15 protein-coding genes are annotated in these 18076 nt (G+C 38.9%); 11 read left to right on the plus strand and 4 right to left on the minus strand.

Going from position 1 to position 18076, the window contains the following annotated elements:
* Positions 1-54 precede the first annotated feature (54 nt).
* On the minus strand, positions 55-975 hold the full coding sequence (locus BN1082_RS28845) for a lytic transglycosylase domain-containing protein (RefSeq protein WP_281176991.1): 921 nt from the start codon (positions 973-975) through the stop codon (positions 55-57).
* A 432-nt stretch (positions 976-1407) separates the two neighbouring features.
* Between BN1082_RS28845 and prfB the strand changes: the two genes are divergently transcribed.
* Positions 1408-2509 (plus strand): peptide chain release factor 2 gene (prfB, locus tag BN1082_RS06385; RefSeq protein WP_141650827.1). Its coding sequence is split into 2 segments (ribosomal slippage): positions 1408-1479 and positions 1481-2509, totalling 1101 coding nucleotides; the frame shifts between segments, so codons are not numbered across the junction.
* A 299-nt stretch (positions 2510-2808) separates the two neighbouring features.
* On the opposite strand, the gene BN1082_RS27360 is transcribed toward prfB, so the two are convergent.
* Positions 2809-2970, minus strand: coding sequence for a hypothetical protein (locus tag BN1082_RS27360; protein WP_176699674.1), 162 nt, complete (start codon positions 2968-2970; stop codon positions 2809-2811).
* A gap of 103 nt (positions 2971-3073) precedes the next feature.
* Between BN1082_RS27360 and BN1082_RS06395 the strand changes: the two genes are divergently transcribed.
* From BN1082_RS06395 to BN1082_RS06430, 8 genes are all read left to right on the plus strand, one after another.
* The gene (locus BN1082_RS06395; protein ID WP_245640333.1) at positions 3074-3940 is read left to right on the plus strand and encodes a YitT family protein; all 867 of its coding nucleotides are present in this window, start codon (positions 3074-3076) and stop codon (positions 3938-3940) included.
* Positions 3941-3991: 51 nt separating this feature from the next.
* A complete protein-coding gene (gene cccB / locus BN1082_RS06400; protein WP_090632360.1) occupies positions 3992-4318 on the plus strand; it encodes a cytochrome c551 in 327 nt (108 codons plus the stop codon).
* A 320-nt stretch (positions 4319-4638) separates the two neighbouring features.
* Positions 4639-5325 carry a cell division ATP-binding protein FtsE gene (ftsE, locus tag BN1082_RS06405; protein WP_090632364.1) on the plus strand — a complete coding sequence of 229 codons (687 nt, stop codon included), beginning with the start codon at positions 4639-4641 and terminating at the stop codon, positions 5323-5325.
* Entirely contained in the window at positions 5315-6208 is an 894-nt protein-coding gene (gene ftsX / locus BN1082_RS06410; protein WP_090632367.1) for a permease-like cell division protein FtsX, read from the plus strand. Before ftsE ends, ftsX begins: the two co-directional genes overlap by 11 nt.
* Before the next feature lie 100 nt (positions 6209-6308).
* Entirely contained in the window at positions 6309-7586 is a 1278-nt protein-coding gene (locus BN1082_RS06415) for a murein hydrolase activator EnvC family protein (protein ID WP_090632371.1), read from the plus strand.
* Between the two features lie 151 nt (positions 7587-7737).
* Positions 7738-9171, plus strand: a complete 1434-nt coding sequence (locus BN1082_RS06420) for a S41 family peptidase (protein ID WP_090632373.1) — start codon at positions 7738-7740, stop codon at positions 9169-9171.
* A 377-nt stretch (positions 9172-9548) separates the two neighbouring features.
* The gene (locus tag BN1082_RS06425; protein ID WP_090632376.1) at positions 9549-10742 is read left to right on the plus strand and encodes a PDZ domain-containing protein; all 1194 of its coding nucleotides are present in this window, start codon (positions 9549-9551) and stop codon (positions 10740-10742) included.
* A 272-nt stretch (positions 10743-11014) separates the two neighbouring features.
* Positions 11015-11725: a B3/B4 domain-containing protein gene (locus tag BN1082_RS06430; RefSeq protein WP_090632379.1), complete on the plus strand. Its 711-nt coding sequence runs from the start codon at positions 11015-11017 to the stop codon at positions 11723-11725.
* A gap of 354 nt (positions 11726-12079) precedes the next feature.
* Here BN1082_RS06430 and BN1082_RS06435 read toward each other — a convergent pair whose 3' ends face one another.
* Both BN1082_RS06435 and BN1082_RS06440 read right to left on the minus strand, forming a co-directional pair.
* Positions 12080-13069 (minus strand): ornithine cyclodeaminase family protein, encoded by a 990-nt coding sequence (locus BN1082_RS06435; RefSeq protein WP_245640334.1) that lies wholly within the window; start codon positions 13067-13069, stop codon positions 12080-12082.
* 6 nt (positions 13070-13075) lie between these two features.
* Entirely contained in the window at positions 13076-14197 is a 1122-nt protein-coding gene (locus tag BN1082_RS06440; RefSeq protein ID WP_090632384.1) for an aminotransferase class I/II-fold pyridoxal phosphate-dependent enzyme, read from the minus strand.
* Between the two features lie 136 nt (positions 14198-14333).
* Here BN1082_RS06440 and BN1082_RS06445 point away from each other — a divergent pair, with 136 nt between their 5' ends.
* Together BN1082_RS06445 and BN1082_RS06450 are read left to right on the plus strand one after the other, a co-directional pair.
* Positions 14334-15812 carry an aminotransferase-like domain-containing protein gene (locus tag BN1082_RS06445; RefSeq protein ID WP_245640335.1) on the plus strand — a complete coding sequence of 493 codons (1479 nt, stop codon included), beginning with the start codon at positions 14334-14336 and terminating at the stop codon, positions 15810-15812.
* An 844-nt stretch (positions 15813-16656) separates the two neighbouring features.
* Complete coding sequence (locus tag BN1082_RS06450) at positions 16657-18024, plus strand: beta-propeller fold lactonase family protein (RefSeq protein ID WP_245640336.1); 1368 nt, start codon at positions 16657-16659, stop codon at positions 18022-18024.
* Positions 18025-18076: the final 52 nt, after the last annotated feature.

Here is an 18076-nt window from a genome sequence, read left to right on the forward strand (position 1 = left end):
GCGGTTTTTTTGTGTAATTAAGGAACAGAGATATTTAGAAGCCATCGGTACGCTTTATTTTTTGCTGGAGGTTTTAGTTACTGTTCCGGTTAATTGGTGCTGATATTTATTAGCTAATACTGATACACTTCGAATATAGTTTTGCGTCTCGGAGATATACAAATACCTTGAGTTGAGAACGTTTCCGGGACCGGCGTTATAAGCAGCCAGCGCGAGTTCAAGGCTGCCAAAACGATTAAGTTGAATGGCTAAATATTTTGTGCCACCGTCAATGTTTTGACCAGGATCGTAAGGATTAACTCCTAAGCCCTTAGCTGTGCTTGGCATTAGCTGCATCAACCCGATGGCTCCAGCGGGACTTTGAGCCAATGGATTACCCCCGGATTCTTGTTCGATAACAGCAGCTATTAAAGCAGGGTCGATTCCGTATTTTGCCGAGGCAACTTGAATTTCCTTGCCCCATCTTAATACATTATCGGATGATTCATATTTGGCCACGACCGGTTTGTTATTTACAACTTGAACGATCATAGGTTTGCCGTCCTCCGTCATAATCCTGACAGTTAACATATCCTTAAGTGCATGAAAACCGTCTTTCAGGTTGTTTTTCATGATCTCCCAGTCAGATGAGGCAATCTTTGTATCCGCTGCCTGATTATCTTCCAATTCTACGGACAGATTCTTGAATTTGCTTTTTTGGGAAATTTCCTTGTTGATACTTGATAAGCTGTGATTTGGGACGCTACCTGGATATCTGACCTTTAAAGCTATCAACTGAACCGTATTTTTGATGTTTGTCTTAAAAATTAAATACTTTTCCTTTTTATAAGCTTTTGTATCGGTGATATCTACCCTTAACTGATCATTATATGGCATGTTTAGTTGCTCATTAGTGGATTCCTTATGGGCCAATTGATCAATTACCCAGTTCTCCGTAGGTGCCCAATTAACTTTTCCGGTAGCATAAAATAACACTGCTAAAATTTGTATTAGAACTAATCCTTTCCTTATTAAAATGAAGACTCCGCGAAAAAAAAGCCAAATCCAGCGCTTCATTATAGGTTTAATATTTTTTTGTATTGCTTCAAGGTATTTGTTCAAGGGAGATTCCCCGTTTCTGTCCTTAAAATAATCACTCATTTTTCGATTTTAAATTTATAATTACAATAATTGTAACGTGTGAATACAGAGGGTAATTGCAGGAGTTATGTCGTTTTTATTAACAATTCGTTCCTTTTGAATAGCTGCAGTCCATGTTAAGGGATGGATCTGCAAGCATACTTGTTGGAAGAATTAATTGGTCTTTGTGTTTTTACTAAATATACCGTTATAATTAGGAAAGGAACTTGGCATTGTTTTTCGAATAAACTACGATAAAAGAAGTTATTTTTTATAGAGGTGACTTAAATGGAATTAGCAGAAATTCGCAATGAACTGGAAAGAACAGCTAAACGATTAGCGGACTTTAGGGGGTCTCTTTGACCTCGAGAATAAAGAAGCAAGAATTGCCGAGCTTGAGGATGTTATGCTCCAGCCTGATTTTTGGAATGACCAACAGGGGGCGCAGGTGGTTATCAGTGAAGCAAACAGCTTAAAGGATCAGGTCAATGAGTTTTATGATTTAAATGAAACATACGAAAATCTCGAGCTGACTTATGAACTTGTCAAAGAGGAAAGCGATGACGAGCTACAGGCAGAGCTAGAAGAGGAGCTTATTCAGCTTTCTGAACGTCTAAATCAATTTGAACTCCAGCTTCTATTGAGCGAGGAGTATGATAAAAAGAATGCTATTTTGGAACTTCATCCTGGTGCTGGTGGGACAGAATCACAGGATTGGGGCTCGATGCTGCTCCGGATGTATACACGCTGGGCTGAGAAAAAAGGCTTTAAGGTCGAGACGCTTGACTACCTTCCTGGCGATGAAGCGGGGATTAAAAGTGTCACATTAGCGATCAAGGGCCACAATGCCTATGGCTATTTAAAAGCTGAAAAAGGGGTCCATCGCTTGGTGAGGATTTCGCCGTTCGATGCTTCCGGACGCCGCCATACTTCCTTTGTATCGTGTGAAGTCATGCCGGAATTTAATGATGAGGTAGAAATTGAGATTAGGACGGAAGATTTGAAGGTCGATACGTATCGTGCCAGTGGGGCTGGCGGACAGCATATTAATAAAACGGAATCTGCAGTTCGTATCACCCACCTTCCGACGGGAATTGTTGTGACATGTCAAACAGAGCGTTCGCAAATCAAAAACCGTGAGCACGCGATGAAAATGTTAAAGGCGAAACTTTACCAAAGGGAAATTGAAGAAAAAGAAAAACAAATGGCGGAAATTCGCGGTGAACAAAAGGAAATCGGTTGGGGAAGCCAAATCCGCTCCTACGTGTTTCATCCTTATTCTATGGTCAAGGACCACCGCACCAATGTAGAAAGCGGTAATGTGCAGGCAGTAATGGACGGTGAAATTGATCTATTTATCGACGCTTATCTTCGTTCAAGAATTTCCTAATATTATAGAGAGTGGCCTTTGTCGGAACTATAGCGGCAGAGGCTTTTTGTATGTCACGAGAAATTCACGTGATTGGGGTCCGATTCCGCGGACTTTTGCAATAAGTCCGCGGAAAACGTGGTAATTCCGCGGACTTTACCAATAATTCCGCGAAGTTTTGAAATAATCCCGCGAGATTCCGCCATAATTCCGCGAGAGCTCAGATTCTATGTCAGTCATCTTCAGATTCAGTGTACGATTCCACGAAGAAGCGAAATAATTCCGCGAGAGCTCAGATTCTATGTCAGTCATCTCCGGATTCAGTGTGCTATTCCGCAAAGAATCGTAATAATTCCGCGGACTTTTGCCAATATTCCGCGAGATTCCGCCAGCATTCCGCGAAGTTTTAAATTAATCCCGCGGATTTTGCCAATAATTCCGCAAACCACAACAAATGATCCTCTTATTTCATTATTCGACATGAAATCCTCAAAAATGACAAAAAATAATAAAAATTTTACTCGCGACGGCAGGTAAGTCATGCTATACTCACTTCGGTTATTAAAAAATAAGGGGAATAGCTGTATGAATAAACTACAAGAAATCAGATACAACCATCCAAAAGTGGAAATTGCCCTTGAATATATTTATGTACTAGTTGGAGCGGCAATAATTGGCGTAACATTTAATGTATTTTTACTCCCGAATAAAATTGCTTCTGGGGGAGTTAGCGGTATCAGTACAATCCTGAATGCTGTAATGGGATTGGAGCCTGCATACGTTCAGTGGGCATTAAATATTCCGTTATTTATCGCTGGAGTTATTTTTCTAGGAAAACAATTTGGGTTGAAAACACTTGTTGGTACTGTATTCCTTCCCTTTGTTGTTTTCTTAACAAAAGACGTCCAACCTTGGACACATAATGCCCTATTAGCAGCCTTGTTCGGAGGAATTGGAGTTGGAGCTGGGCTGGGAATGGTGTTCCGCGGAAAAGCATCCACGGGAGGGACAGACCTTGCTGCCCAGATTATACATAAGTATACGGGTCTTACACTTGGAACATGTGTCATCCTAATTGATGGGCTCATCGTGCTTTCTGCTGCGATTGTATTTGATATTGAAAGAGGCTTATACGCGCTTATTGGGCTGTATGTGACAAGCAAAACGATTGATTTGATTCAAATTGGCTTTGGTCGTTCCAAAATGGCGATGATTATTACGAGTAAACAAGAAGAAGTTCGTGAGGGAATTTTGCATAAAATTGACCGGGGTGTGACAAAACTATCAGCATATGGTGGTTTTACAGATAACGAAAGGCCAGTTCTAATGTGTGTGGTTGATCAAACTGAGTTCACAAAATTGAAACAATTAGTCAAAACCCTTGATCCTTCTGCTTTTGTCGTGGTTATGGACGCTGCTGAGGTGTTGGGAGAGGGTTTCAAACGCGCATAGTCTTGGTATACTAATATGGATGCTGGAATAATTTTCATAAGGGGGATTATTATGAGAAAAAAACTGTTAGCGTTACTAATGGGACCCACCCTTGTAATGGGGCTTGCTGCTTGTGGTGGCGGAACCGATACGTCAAAAGGCTCTGACTCTGCAGCTGGGGGCGATGCTCAAAAAATTTACAGTCAAAAATGTTCAAGCTGCCATGGTGATAATCTCGAAGGAAAAGTTGGCCCTAAATTAGCTTCCATTGGTAAAAATCTAGACAAACAACAAATTTTGGACATTATTAAAAATGGTAAACCAGGCGGAATGCCAGCAGGACTAATTTCTGGAGACGATGCTGACAAAGTAGCGACATGGCTTGCTTCTAAAAAATAATATTTCATGAAAACGTTCTGTAATGATTACAGGACGTTTTTTTATTTTCCTTTCATAAGGCTTTGACTTCGAGAATAATCAAGCTAAAGTACTCTAGCACTTTTCTGATGTTCAATATGTGCACTTTTAAAAATAATGTAAATTTTTGTCGTTTATTGAAATGAAACTGTAATATATTTGGAGTTTTTTTGGTGGATATTGATGTTATAATGATAAAGCATGACATTATACACTGATTATGTGTGTATGCATGTTTTATTAAAAAATAAAAGATTATTGTCGAATTTTTTACGATATCTTTAATTATAGGAGATATGAATATGATAGAAATGCAAGAAGTATACAAGAAGTATCCGAATGGCGTTTCTGCCATAAACGGAATCGATGTTCGTATTGAACAAGGTGAGTTTGTCTATGTGGTTGGACCGAGCGGTGCCGGGAAATCAACCTTCATTAAAATGATGTACCGTGAGGAAGTTCCAACAACCGGCAACATACTGGTGAATGGAGTCAATCTAGCAAAATTAAAGTTAAAAAAGGTTCCTATCTACCGACGGAATCTTGGTGTTGTTTTCCAAGACTTTAAGCTTCTTCCTAAACTAACAGTCTATGAAAATGTCGCTTTTGCCCTTGAGGTGATTGAAGCGCAACCAAAGTTTATTAAAAAGCGTGTCATGGAAGTGTTAGACCTTGTTGGGTTAAAACACAAGGCAAGAATGCTACCGACTGAGCTTTCCGGTGGTGAGCAGCAGCGTGTTTCCATTGCCCGCTCTATTGTTAATTCGCCAAAGGTCGTTATAGCGGACGAGCCTACTGGAAACCTTGACCCTGATACTTCGTGGGAAATCATGAACATTTTTGAAGAAATTAATAACCGAGGAACAACGATTGTCATGGCCACTCACAACAAAGAAATTGTAAACACTATCCAGCATCGCGTCATTGCCATCGAAGGCGGAAAGATTGTTCGTGATGAGTCTAAGGGGGAATACGGTTATGAAAACTAGAACGATCGGCCGTCACGCCCGTGAAAGCTTAAAAAGTATCAGCAGGAATGGTTGGATGACTTTTGCATCCGTTGGTGCCGTTACGGTTACCTTGATATTAGTCGGAGTCTTTTTCATTATCATGATGAATCTCAATAGGGTAGCTCAAACCATTGAGAGTGACGTAGAAATTCGTGTTCACATCGATCTTGCTGCAACTAAAGCAGACCAAGACGTACTAAAGAAAGAGATTTCTCAAATTCCAGAAGTCGAAAGTGTTAAGTTTTCATCAAAGGAACAAGAACTAAACGATTTAATCAAAAGCATGGGAGATCAAGGGAAGGCATTTAAGCTTTTTGAACAAGACAATCCCCTAAACGATGTCTTTATCGTAAAGACGAAAAATCCGACAGACACCATGAAAGTTGCCAAGAAAATTGAGAAGTTTAACTATGCAGAAAAGGTCCTCTATGGACAAGGGAAAGTTGAAAATCTATTCAAATTTATTAAGGGAGCCCAAAACGTAGGTATTGTTTTGATTATAGGTTTATTCTTAACGGCTGTCTTTTTAATCTCCAATACTATTAAAATTACGATTGTTGCGAGAAGTAGAGAAATTGCGATTATGAGATTAGTAGGAGCAACGAATAACTTTATTCGCTGGCCATTTTTCCTAGAAGGATTATGGCTTGGGATTATTGGATCGATTTTGCCAATCATCCTTCTTTCAATTGCTTATAGTTATACCTACGACTACCTTGCTCCAAAGCTGGCAGGGAATTTCATGCAGATTCTGCCGGTTGAACCATTTATGATTCAAGTTTCCGGTGTTTTGATTTTAATGGGTGCCTTGATCGGAGTTTGGGGCAGCGTCATGTCAGTCAGAAAGTTTTTAAAGGTTTAAGCAAAGTTCAGGAAGGTCCTTCCTTCCTGACTTCTACATACAATTACAGATTTCAATACATATGTTTTACCTTAAATTGAAAGAAAGGAGAAATCGAAAATTGAAGAGGTCATTGGGAATTTTAGCCGTTACGATCGCGGTTGGAATCGGAACATTTTTTAGCGGAGACACAGTCAAAACAGAAGCAGAATCCCTTTCAAATTTGAAGGGAAAGCAAGATCAAATTCAAAACCAACGATCAGATGTCCAATCAAATCTTAATGATGCAAAACAAAAAATGGATGCCATTAAGGGGCAGCAAGCCAATGTTCAGAGCGATATGAAGAGCATTGATTTTGCTATTCAAGATACCAATGATAAAATTCAAGAAAAAACAGCGAAGGCAGAAGAAACAAAAGGGCAAATCGCAAAACTCCAAGAAGACATTAAAATCCTTCAGGACCGAATTGAAAAGCGGAATGAGCTTTTAAAGAGTCGGGTCCGTAGCTACCAGAATACCGGAGGCGCGGTTAATTATCTGGATGTGCTGATGGGATCTTCTAGCTTTGGTGATTTCATTGATCGAGCAAATGCAGTAGCCATCATTATGCAGGCTGATCAGGATATCCTAAAGCAACAAGAAGCGGATAAAAAGGAATTGTCAGACAAACAATCAAAAGTAGAGAAAGAACTTGCCAGCCTTCAATCCACTCTTAATGATTTAAATTCAATGACTCAGAAATTGAATTCTCAACGGGCAGAGAAGGATAAACTTTTAGCATCGTTACAACAGCAAGAAAACCATGTACAAGAAGGTATGCTTGGAATGGAAGAGCAGCAACAAATTCTTGCTGACCAGGAAGCAGCAGTTAAAAAGGCGATTCAATTGGAGCAAGAGCGCCAAGCTGCCGCAGCGAAAGAAGCCGCAGCAGCAAAAGAAGCCGCTGCAAAAGGTTCCACTAATGGGCCGACTCTGCCAGTTTCAAATGGAGCCTGGACAAGACCGGCATCTGGCATCATTACCTCCCCCTTCGGCGCACGCAGTGGCGTTGGAGTTGGTGACTTTCACTACGGTATCGATATTGCAAATAAAGGGGACAATGTCCCAATCGTTGCTGCAGCAGATGGAGTCGTTATTACCGCAAAATATTCAAACAGCTATGGTAACTTTGTCATGATGACCCATTCAATTAATGGGCAAACCTATACCACAGTATACGCACATCAGTCGAAATTACTGGTTAGTTCCGGACAGGTTGTTAAGAAAGGTCAGCAAATTGGCGTTATGGGCAGCACTGGTGACTCAACCGGCCAGCATTTGCACTTTGAAATCCACTTAGGCGAGTGGAAAGGTAATACAGTGAATGCGATTGACCCGCAAAAGGTCATTCCTTTTTAAAAGGGAGGAAGCTTAGCTTCTTCCTTTTTTTTTGTCCATTTTTTATCAAGAGGATATTGGTATCATAACTCGTCCATTCCTTACATATATGTTACTAATCGTGATGTTGTTTTCTTCGCAAACGTAAACTACGAATTTGAGGTGGATGGGGATGAATCGCAAATGGATTATCCTTTTAATGACGGGGTCGCTTCTAACAGGGGCAGGAGGTACATATGCCGGTATGAAGTGGATAGGGGGTACGGACCAAAAATCTGCCCCGAAGCAAGCAAATCAAATCAATTTGAAAACAGGAAATCTTGAAAAAGTTGATCAAGCCTATGACTTAATTTTAAATCGATACGTGGAAAAAGTTGACAAACAAAAGCTGGTTGAGGGTGCAATTCAAGGAATGTTGGCTGTATTAAAGGATCCCTACTCCGTTTACATGGATAAAGAAACGAGCGACCAATTCAACCAAGTATTAGATTCATCATTTGAAGGAATTGGTGCAGAGGTTGGCATGGTGGATGGAAAAATTGTCATTATATCTCCTTTCAAAAATTCGCCTGCTGAAAAAGCAGGGCTAAAGCCCAATGATCAAATTTTAAAAGTAGATGGTGTTAGTGTCGAGGGACTAGACCTTAATAAAGCAACCTCGAAAATTCGCGGGAAAAAAGGAACCATGGTTCAACTGGAAATTGCACGAAAGGGTTTAACTGTACCGCTTACCGTTGACGTAAAACGTGGTGAAATCCCTCTCGAAACCGTTCATAGCTCTATTAAGAATTACAATGAAAAAAAGATTGGTTATATCGAAATCAGTTCCTTCTCAGCCAACACGGCAAATGACTTCAAAAAACAATTAAGCTCGTTGGAAGGTCAGCATGTTAAAGGGTTAATTCTTGATGTGCGCGGGAACCCAGGAGGATTTTTATCGAGCGTCCAAGATATATTAAAAGAGCTTGTTCCTAAAGATAAGCCCATTGTTCAGATTGAGCAGCGAAATGGGGAAAAAACGCGTTATTTCTCCACTCTATCCAAGAAGAAGGATTACCCGGTAGTGGTCTTAGTTAATAAAGGTAGTGCTTCCGCCTCTGAAATTTTAGCTGGTGCACTGCAAGAAGCTGATGGTTATAAGCTCGTTGGAGAAACAACGTTTGGAAAGGGAACTGTTCAACAGGCAGTAGAAATGGGAGATGGCAGCAATATTAAATTGACGTTATATAAATGGTTAACTCCAGACGGCCACTGGATTCATAAGAATGGAATCAAGCCGGATGTAGCCATCAAGCAGCCGAAAATTTTCGATTCACATCCGCTTCAAATCGAAACGCCTTTACAGGTGGATATGAACAACGAGCAAATCAAAAATGCGCAAGAAATATTAGACGGCTTAGGGTTAGCCCCGGGAAGAACGGACGGCTACTTTAGCTCCGAAACGATGCGCGCGGTAAAAGGATTTCAACAGCAGAATGGCCTACAGTCGACCGGACAAATCGATTCAAAAACTGCAGCCAAGCTTGAAGAAAGTGCCATCAAGGAAATGAAAAAAGAAAAAAATGATCTCCAGCTGCAAACGGCACTGAAGCTAGTTGCAAATTAATTAGAGGATGTCCCAAAGGGTCTGATCTCTCCTCAACCTGCCAATTTATAGCTAATTATAGCGATGAATTGCAGGTTGAGGAATCTGACACTTTGTTAGGGACATCCTCTATTTTAATTTAGGGGAATATGGAGGATTATGGGGAAGTATTGTTCATTTCCACGGAAATAGTTGTCAGGTTTACGAGAAAATTGGTGAAATTTGCAGAATGACAGTTGATTACAGCGAAAATACTTTTTCGTAACAAAAAAATAAATAATAGTAACCTATTTTTATTTTTTTGAACAAACTTGCCATACTATTTATGGCACCAATTTGGTAAAATAATCTTTAAGAGATTTTAAAGAAACTATTTTTATAGAGGCAGGTGATAGGAATTGCTACAAGTATGGCTTGTTGAGCTATTAAAAGGGACAGGCAGGTTATTTCTAAATCCTGTTTTATACTATGTCGTTTTCATGGCAGCCTTTTTAGGAGTTATGCGAGTAAAGCGGGAGCGGAAAAATTTTCATATTCGGGTACAGGATGCCTATTTCGAGCTTCGACAGTTATTTCCACTTGGAATTCTTCTTGGGATTATACTTTCCATCTTAGTCGTTGCGGCAGGAATTACTGTTCCATTAGCGATAATTGTTCTAATTGCAGTCTTCACGTTCGTTTTAACGTTAACGACAAATATTCGGATGGTGTCGCCGGCTTATACGGTTGGAGCAAGCTTTTTTGCTTTAATTATTTTGGCGGAAAACAATAGGTCCATTCCACTTTTTTCGAAAGCATATCAATCAATAGGTGAAAAAGTCTATCCTTCGATAGTGGTCGTCCTTGCTCTTTTATTGATTGCTGAAGGTATTCTGATTTATAAAAATGGAAGTAAAGCTACCTCTCCTAAGCTCGTAAAAAGCAGGCGTGGCCAAAGTGTCGGTGTCCATGAAGTGAAGCGGATTTGGATGCTGCCACTGTTTCTATTGATTCCAGGTAACACTCTCCATCTACCGTTTGATTGGTGGCCGGTATTTCATATTGGAGCGGAACAATACTCACTTATACTTGTGCCGTTTGCGATTGGTTTTCAACAGAAAATTCAAGGGCTACTGCCACAAGAGGCCGTGCAATTACACGGGAAGCGTGTCATGATTCTCGGTGTTTTCATCGCGATTCTTTCAGTTATCGGATATTGGTACCCGCTTCTTTCCATTATTGCAGCAGCTTTTGCCTTAATTGGAAGGGAAGCCATTGCATTAGTTCAGCGGATGCGGGATGAAAGTAAGCCATTTTATTTTTCGAAACAGAATAATGGACTGATGATAATCGGCATCATCCCCGGTTCTCCAGCAGATATAATGGAACTAAAAGTGGGAGAATTGATTTCAAAAGCAAATGGTGTGGCGGTACGCGATGAAGAATCCTTCTATGAGGGCTTACAAAAAAACCGTGCCCATTGTAAGCTAGAGGTTTTTGATACAAAAGGGGAAGTCCGCTTCGTCCAACGTGCCCTATACGAAGGCGATCACTACGAACTCGGCATCCTCTTTGTCCAAGATGAACGGAAATTTGATGAGAAAATAGGGTAATATAATTTTTCATTAACTTCCGGAATGAGTTCATAATTTTAAGGAATATATTTTCATAGTTTAAGGAAAAATTATTTATCCCTCGACAGATGTCGAGGGGTTTTTTCTATTAAAAACGGCTGCTTTTGGTTGGTTGATATTTATTACTTTGGTTGGGGATTTCACTATTTTTAGGAGATATAATAAGGACAAGAAAATTTTGAAAGAGGTTTGATTATTAACAAAATATAAATAGGGTTACCATTTTATATAAGATGATTGGAGGAATTGGTATGAAAAAATTTATAGTTGAAGATGAGTTTTGGGATGTCTTTCCTGAAGCAAAAATAGGCGTAGTCATTTGTGAAAATATAGATAACTCGATAGGAGATGTGGAAAAGTTTAAAGAACTCCTGCTGCAAGCTGAGAACAAAACTCAAACCTATTTAAATAAAGAGGAGTTTAGCAGCAATTATGTAATTCAAATTTGGAGAGATGCCTATAAAAAATTTAAAACTAAGAAAGGTGCTAGGTCATCAATTGAATCATTATTAAAAAGGGTGCACAATGGTAATCATATTGGAAATATAAACCCTTTGGTAGATATCTATAATTCAATTTCTCTTAGTTATGGATTTCCATGTGGTGGAGAAGATATAGATAAATTTACAGGGGATGTTAGATTAACAAAGGCAAAAGGGAATGAAGAATTTATTGCGCTAGGAAGCGATGAAAATAATCCACCTTATGAAGGAGAAATAGTATACAAGGATGATGATGGAGCAATATGTAGATGCTTCAATTGGAGAGAGTCAGTTAGAACCATGCTTACTGAAAATACAAAGAATGCATTCCTATGTATTGAACTTATTGATGAGAGTAGAAACGAAGAATTTGAAAAGGCATTAAACGAATTATCAGATTTGGTAAATAATAATCTTGGTGGAAAAAGCAAGATACAAATATTAAATAAGATACACAAAGAGATTTTAATAACTGAGTAAATAGAATCCAGCATAAGTAGCGTAGGCGTTTATATAAACAATTTCCAGAGTAGTCACATGAGTTATTGTAAAGGGGTATTTAATAAAAATCCTAAGTAAAAAGTCTACATTACACCCGTTACGGAGAACCATACCACAAGTGATAGTAGAGCGGAAAATTGATATTAATTAATGATGTTGAGAACATACTTAAAAAGACGAGGTTAATTAAAAACCTCGTCTTTTTAAGTTAAAATTATTATGATTTAAATTGATTAAAAATATTGAGCAGTAAAATGTTCCAAATTAACCACAATAGATTGTAGAATCTGGAGATATAGAATATTGTTTACCGATATTTCTGTTTCGACCTTTTTATATCAATTCAATCTTTTGTCCAATCCCTAATTGGACTGCATTTTTAAATATCCTGCAAGCGGTCATGTTGTCTTGAATAGACATTCCTGTAGAGTCAAATATAGTGATCTCTTCATTATTTTCACGGCCGACTTTGGTACCTAACAAAATCTCGCCAATTTCTGCATGTATGTCTTTTTCAGTGATTATCCCTTCTTTTATAGGATTTTGCGTCTCACCGCGAAGCACACACTGTTGTATATTATCTACGACTATTTTAGCACGGGAGAAAATTTTCGGATCAAGCTCCTGCTTCCCTTCCATATCGGCACCAATGGCTATTATATGGGTACCGGGGCTGACCCATTCGTCCTGGACAATAGGATTTTTACCAGGCGTTGCGGTGACAATAACGTCCGTTCCCTCTACAGCTGCCTTTGGTTCATCGCATAGGAGTACCTGAATCCCAAGCATGGATTCTATCTCTTGTTTATATTTTAACTGTTGCTTACGGACAGGACTCCAAACCTTTACCATTTCAAGGGGCAAAATCTCTTTTAGTGCTATTACCTGCATTCTAGCTTGATTTCCTGCACCAATCACCCCAACAGTCTTGGAATTTTTTCTTGCCAGTACCTTGGCAGAAACACCACCTGCAGCACCTGTCCGATATCCTGTAATCAAGCTGCCATCCATCATACATACCGGGTAGCCATTTTTTCCATCATATAAAGTGATGGTTGCAAGAAGTGTTGGTAAATGATAGCGCTCGGGGTTATCCCAATATCCCACTGCTGTTTTCACTGCAATTATCTCTGTGGACTTTGAATACCCCATTTTTAAATCCATTTCCCCATTATATTCCGGCACCTCAATCGAAACAATGGGCGGCTGAATGGCCATTTTTCTATTAAAGTCTTTATACGCTTCTTCGACTGCAACAATGGTATCTGGCATATTCAAAAGTTGCTTTACTTCTCTCTGATTAAGTAACAATGTTTTCATCATGATGTCCTACACAAGTTTCTTTTCTATTAGGTAGTTTTCAAAAACGTTTAGACTGGTCTCAAAATTCTTGCGGCCATATCCCATCCTAAAATAATTTCCTTCAAAGGAATAAATATCTGCTGGCAGAAGTAAAACGCCTTCTTCAGCAACTAATCTATCGCAAAATTCTCCTATCGGTATTTCAATATTCATTTTGTGGAAGGCGATCGGCCCTGCATCTTGTCTGTTGTATTGAAATAAATCAGAATATCTTTCAAAAAATTGATCTGCGATTTCAAGGTTCTCCTTGATAATCTTACAATTTCGATCTAAAATCTTTTCACCATGCTTTAAAGCGATTGTTGTAAGGTATTCAGCGGAGCTGCTGCTGCAAATACTGGTATAATGCTTCATCTTGGTCATCTTTTCAAGAATTTCTTTATCTTTTGTGGCAATCCAGCCAATTCTGAGTCCAGCCAAACCGTATGCCTTAGACATTACACCAAGGGATATCGCTTTTTCATAAATATCTGCAAACCATGGTCTTTTAACCCCGTCCAATTCGACCCCTTTGTAAACTTCATCACAGAATACATAAATCCCATGCCTGCGAGCAATGTTGGCAATCTCTTTCATTTCTTCTACTGTGAAGGTATACCCAGTAGGATTATTAGGACTATTAAGGCAAATCAGTTTTGTATTTGGCTTGATTAAGCCATCCAATTCTTCTAAATCTATCGCCCACCCATTTTTTTCTTGTTTAAGTGACCATTTGGAAACCTCGCAGCCAATAGCGTTCCCTACCTCATATAAAGATTGATATACTGGGAACTGACTAATCATATGATCACCGGCTTCTAAACAGACATTCAAGAAGTTAAAGATTGGTTCTTGTGCACCAACATGAACGAGAACTTCTTCTGAATTAATGTTTTTATAAAGCTTGGAGATTTCCTTACGCAGCTCTGGGCTTCCAGGTACTTCCGTGTAACCTAACCAACCATTTAACAATCCTTCTTGTGCACCAGGTTCAAATGCTAATAAGTCTTTTATCGTCATGGATTCACAATCTGATTGCGTCAATAAGTAAGGCGCTGAGAACTCGTGCTTTCCAAAGAATACTTCCAATTTAAAATCATTTATTCGCATTATTACCACCTAACCTTTTCTTTTTTCAATAAGTATACTCAAGGATTTTAATGGTGTATCCATCCATCCGTTGATTAATAGACCAACCAAGTGCTACAATGCGAATGATAAAAAAGAAATTATGAGGGACGATATCATGGCAAATAAAACATCCAGCATAGTAAATATAGAATGGAAGCCTGATAAAACGAGCAATATTCCCATTTTTAAACAAATCGTCAGCTATATCAGTAACAAAATCTCGAAAGGTGACTGGCTTATTGGTAATAAGCTTCCCCCACAACGTGCATTGGCAAAAATGTTTGATGTTAATAGAAGTACGATCGTTGCAGCTTTGGAGGAATTAACTTCTTTAGGAATTCTGGAGGGGAAATCTGGACAGGGCACAACCATCATTAACAACACTTGGTCATTACTGATGTCTGCTTCTCCTCCAAACTGGCAGCGCTATATTGATTTCAGTATACATAAAGCCAACTCCCCAACCATTCAAACCATAAACAAGCTGGAATTTGTTGATGGAATCACTCGACTTAGTACTGGTGAGATTTCACCTGAGTTGTTCCCAAAAGAGATGATGAAAAAAGTATTACAAAGGGTACCTGAAAGAGCCTATTCCCTAAATTATTTGGAGCCTCTTGGCTTATTCGAGTTGCGGAAGATTTTGAGTCAGCACCTGACAAAGTATGGAATATATATTCCTCCAACTTGTATTCTGATTGTTTCGGGGTCATTGCAGGCATTACAATTAATTTCCCTTTGTATGTTGCAGCCAGGTTCCACCATATTTACAGAAATTCCATCTTACCTGAAATCACTGAATGTTTTTCAGTCTGCAGGAATGAAACTCAGCGGTATTCCTATGGACAGCAGCGGTATCATGCCTTGGATTCTTAATAAAAAAGACAATTTAGAAGAAACATCCTTGCTATATACCATACCCACCTTTCAAAACCCAACTGGCAGGCTAATGACAGAAACACGGCGACAGGAGCTTTTAGATTGGTGTAAAACCAACCGTTTACCCATAATCGAAGATGATGCGTACCGAGAATTGTGGATTGATGAAGAGCCCCCGCTTCCTTTAAAAGCCTATGATAAAAACGGTATGGTTCTATATATGGGGAGCATATCAAAATCCCTAGCTCCGGGTCTCCGGCTTGGTTGGTTAGCGGGACCTGAGTCGATCGTAGAACGTCTGGGAGATGTAAAAATGCAGACAGATTATGGAGCTAGTTCTCTTTCACAATGGGCTTTGACAGAATGGATGGAAAGTGGGCTTTATGAACAGCATTTACTCATTTTAAGAAAGCACTTAAAAGAACGCCGTGATTTAGTTTTACATACACTGGAAACCTATTTTAAGGAAATTGCTACCTGGAACACTCCTGCCGGTGGGTATTATATCTGGTTACGGCTGAATAAGAATATTTCAACCGATCGATTGTTTGAGATTGCCCTTAGTGAGAAGCTTCTAATAAATCCTGGAAGTATTTATGATTTTTCCAATAACCAGCATATACGAATTTCCTATTCTTATGCTTCACCTGATGAATTGGTAAAAGGCTTGATTAAGTTATCAGAGTTAATTGGAGAAATGTACCAATACTATTAATTCAGGTAAAGAGATTTATTTTACTATTAAGTGTAGGACTATTTACATGAAATATAAAAATGAAAAGCAGAATTTTAGAAAATGTTCATTCTGTCCAAGAAACTTTTTATTTTTTCCGCTTGATAATGAAAAAAGGAAGAAATCGATTCAGAAACATTAATAACATTCCGGTAGATTATGAAAAAAAGAAATATAAAATAGTTGGGTAAATCAAGGGTACATTCCTGGAATCTATGAAAAATTACAATGTAATTTTGCGTAATCTTCCAGAATACGTTCAAAAATAAGCGGAGCAATTTTCGTAATTAATCTGAAAGGTTTCATAATTAGAAGGAATTTTTTTCAATATCCACTGGAATATTATCGCATCAAGCTCAGCTTACAGTAGCCGAGCTTTTTCTTTATTTGTACACTCGCTGTAAGTGGATTACGTTTACTACGCTAAGACTAAGAAACCTAATAGACTCATTATGAAAAGCTAAGTAATGAACTTAGCTTTCTTTTATTTTGCAGACATGTATAAGGACTGTTTGTCATGCTTTTTAGATGAGAAAAATCGCAAACTTATTTTTCTATTCATTTTGAAATCCCTATTTTTAATATGAAACATAAAAACAAGTATCTATCTTTATATAATCTTTACAAAGAATAATTATATTAATATTTAGAAAGTTGCAAAAAAATCGAGGTGAATGAAATTGGTAAATAGCTGGAAACCATCAAGGTGATTGAGAAACCACATATCGGTTATTGGGAAAATCTTGGATATGATAACGATGGATGGGTTTAGAAATAGTTTCATAGTCTTTGATTTAAAAAAATTTTAACCTGAGGTGAAGGTATAATGGAAAAACTAAAAGGGATGTTACTTGCCGTTTTACTATTTGTTTTTATTCTTCCTGCTGCCAGTCTGGCCTCATCAAATGAAACGAAAACTTCTACTGATGTCAAAGGTTTTGATAGCAACATCACGAACAACTCCCTTGCGGTAAGTCCAGATGAGGAGACCGCTGTTGTATCAGATAGCCGTGAACAGTCACTCCTGGTCTATGACCTAAAAAAAGGAACTTTACGCAAAGAAATTAAGGGCTTTGTCACACCAAGAAACATTGTATTTGTTGATGGTGGATCGGAGTTTGTCGTCTCTGACAGCACGCTTGGGACCTTACGTTTTTATAACACGAAAACACTAAAACTGAAGGACGAAGTCGTTGTTGGTCCGGGAGCATTTGGGACTGCAGTCAGTCCAGATGGACGTACAATGTATGTCAATAATCAAGCACATAGCACGGTAACAATCGTCGATTTAGAGACGCACAAGCCGATTTCGGTGATCACTGGGTTCGCTCAGCCGCGTCAAGGGATCGTTGTTTCTCCCGATGGGGCTTATGTACATGTGACGAACTTTTTAGGAGACAAGGTGTCTGTTGTTGACACTGCTGCCAAACAGATTGTACGTGAAATTACCGGTTTCTCTAAGATACGGGCCATTTCTGTGACTCCTGATGGAGGTACCTTGTATGCGGCAAATAGCGGCCGTAACAGTATTTCTGCGGTAGACATTTCACAGGGGAAAATTGTTGATGAGATTCAAGTGGGACAGGATCCTTATGGAGCGGCATTATCGCCTGATGGTAAAATTCTTTTCGCCAGCAACAAGCTGGATAATACGATCAATGTCATCACCGTTCCTGACAATCGTGTTATTGGGACGATTAATGGTTTCAATGAGCCACGTCAAGCGATCACTTTTAGTAAGGATAGCAAAAGGGCATACGTCCTTAATCATGATCTATCAATCTCTCTTGTGGATGTGGATACTCGGACGATAACCAAGACGATCCAAGAAGACCGTCATGATAAAGTAGACCCATACAAACTTCAGGTGTTAAAGTCAGAGAAAGTCGGAAACTATTTAGCTGACTCAAAAGGGATGACACTTTATTATTTCACAAAGGATAAACCAGGGGTTAGTAATTGTACAGGTAAATGCCTTGAAATTTGGCCGCCGTTTCATGCGGAAAATATAAAAGTTTCAGGCGGATTTCATCATAGTGATTTTGGTACGATTACAAGAGAAGATGGACAGAAGCAAACAACGTATAAGGGCTACCCACTTTATTACTTTAGTAAAGATCTGCAGGCTGGTGACATAAACGGACAAGGTGTGAACAATATCTGGTTTGTTTTGAATAAAAATTTTGAAAGATAAGCAAGAGTTTTTAGAAATTCCATATCAAAGCTAAAACCTCTTCAGAACCAAA

It is taken from the genome of Neobacillus massiliamazoniensis (assembly GCF_001048695.1).
Lineage (GTDB): Bacteria > Bacillota > Bacilli > Bacillales > Cytobacillaceae > Neobacillus > Neobacillus massiliamazoniensis.

What these genes read in the sequence shown, in the direction of transcription:
- BN1082_RS27360 (WP_176699674.1), bottom strand. Translation starts at nt 2,970, where the DNA reads ATGTCGAATAATGAAATAAGAGGATCATTTGTTGTGGTTTGCGGAATT.
- BN1082_RS06395 (WP_245640333.1), top strand. Translation starts at nt 3,074, where the DNA reads ATGAATAAACTACAAGAAATCAGATACAACCATCCAAAAGTGGAAATT.
- cccB (WP_090632360.1), top strand. Translation starts at nt 3,992, where the DNA reads ATGAGAAAAAAACTGTTAGCGTTACTAATGGGACCCACCCTTGTAATG.
- ftsE (WP_090632364.1), top strand. Translation starts at nt 4,639, where the DNA reads ATGATAGAAATGCAAGAAGTATACAAGAAGTATCCGAATGGCGTTTCT.
- ftsX (WP_090632367.1), top strand. Translation starts at nt 5,315, where the DNA reads ATGAAAACTAGAACGATCGGCCGTCACGCCCGTGAAAGCTTAAAAAGT.
- BN1082_RS06420 (WP_090632373.1), top strand. Translation starts at nt 7,738, where the DNA reads ATGAATCGCAAATGGATTATCCTTTTAATGACGGGGTCGCTTCTAACA.
- BN1082_RS06430 (WP_090632379.1), top strand. Translation starts at nt 11,015, where the DNA reads ATGAAAAAATTTATAGTTGAAGATGAGTTTTGGGATGTCTTTCCTGAA.
- BN1082_RS06435 (WP_245640334.1), bottom strand. Translation starts at nt 13,069, where the DNA reads ATGATGAAAACATTGTTACTTAATCAGAGAGAAGTAAAGCAACTTTTG.
- BN1082_RS06440 (WP_090632384.1), bottom strand. Translation starts at nt 14,197, where the DNA reads ATGCGAATAAATGATTTTAAATTGGAAGTATTCTTTGGAAAGCACGAG.
- BN1082_RS06445 (WP_245640335.1), top strand. Translation starts at nt 14,334, where the DNA reads ATGGCAAATAAAACATCCAGCATAGTAAATATAGAATGGAAGCCTGAT.
- BN1082_RS06450 (WP_245640336.1), top strand. Translation starts at nt 16,657, where the DNA reads ATGGAAAAACTAAAAGGGATGTTACTTGCCGTTTTACTATTTGTTTTT.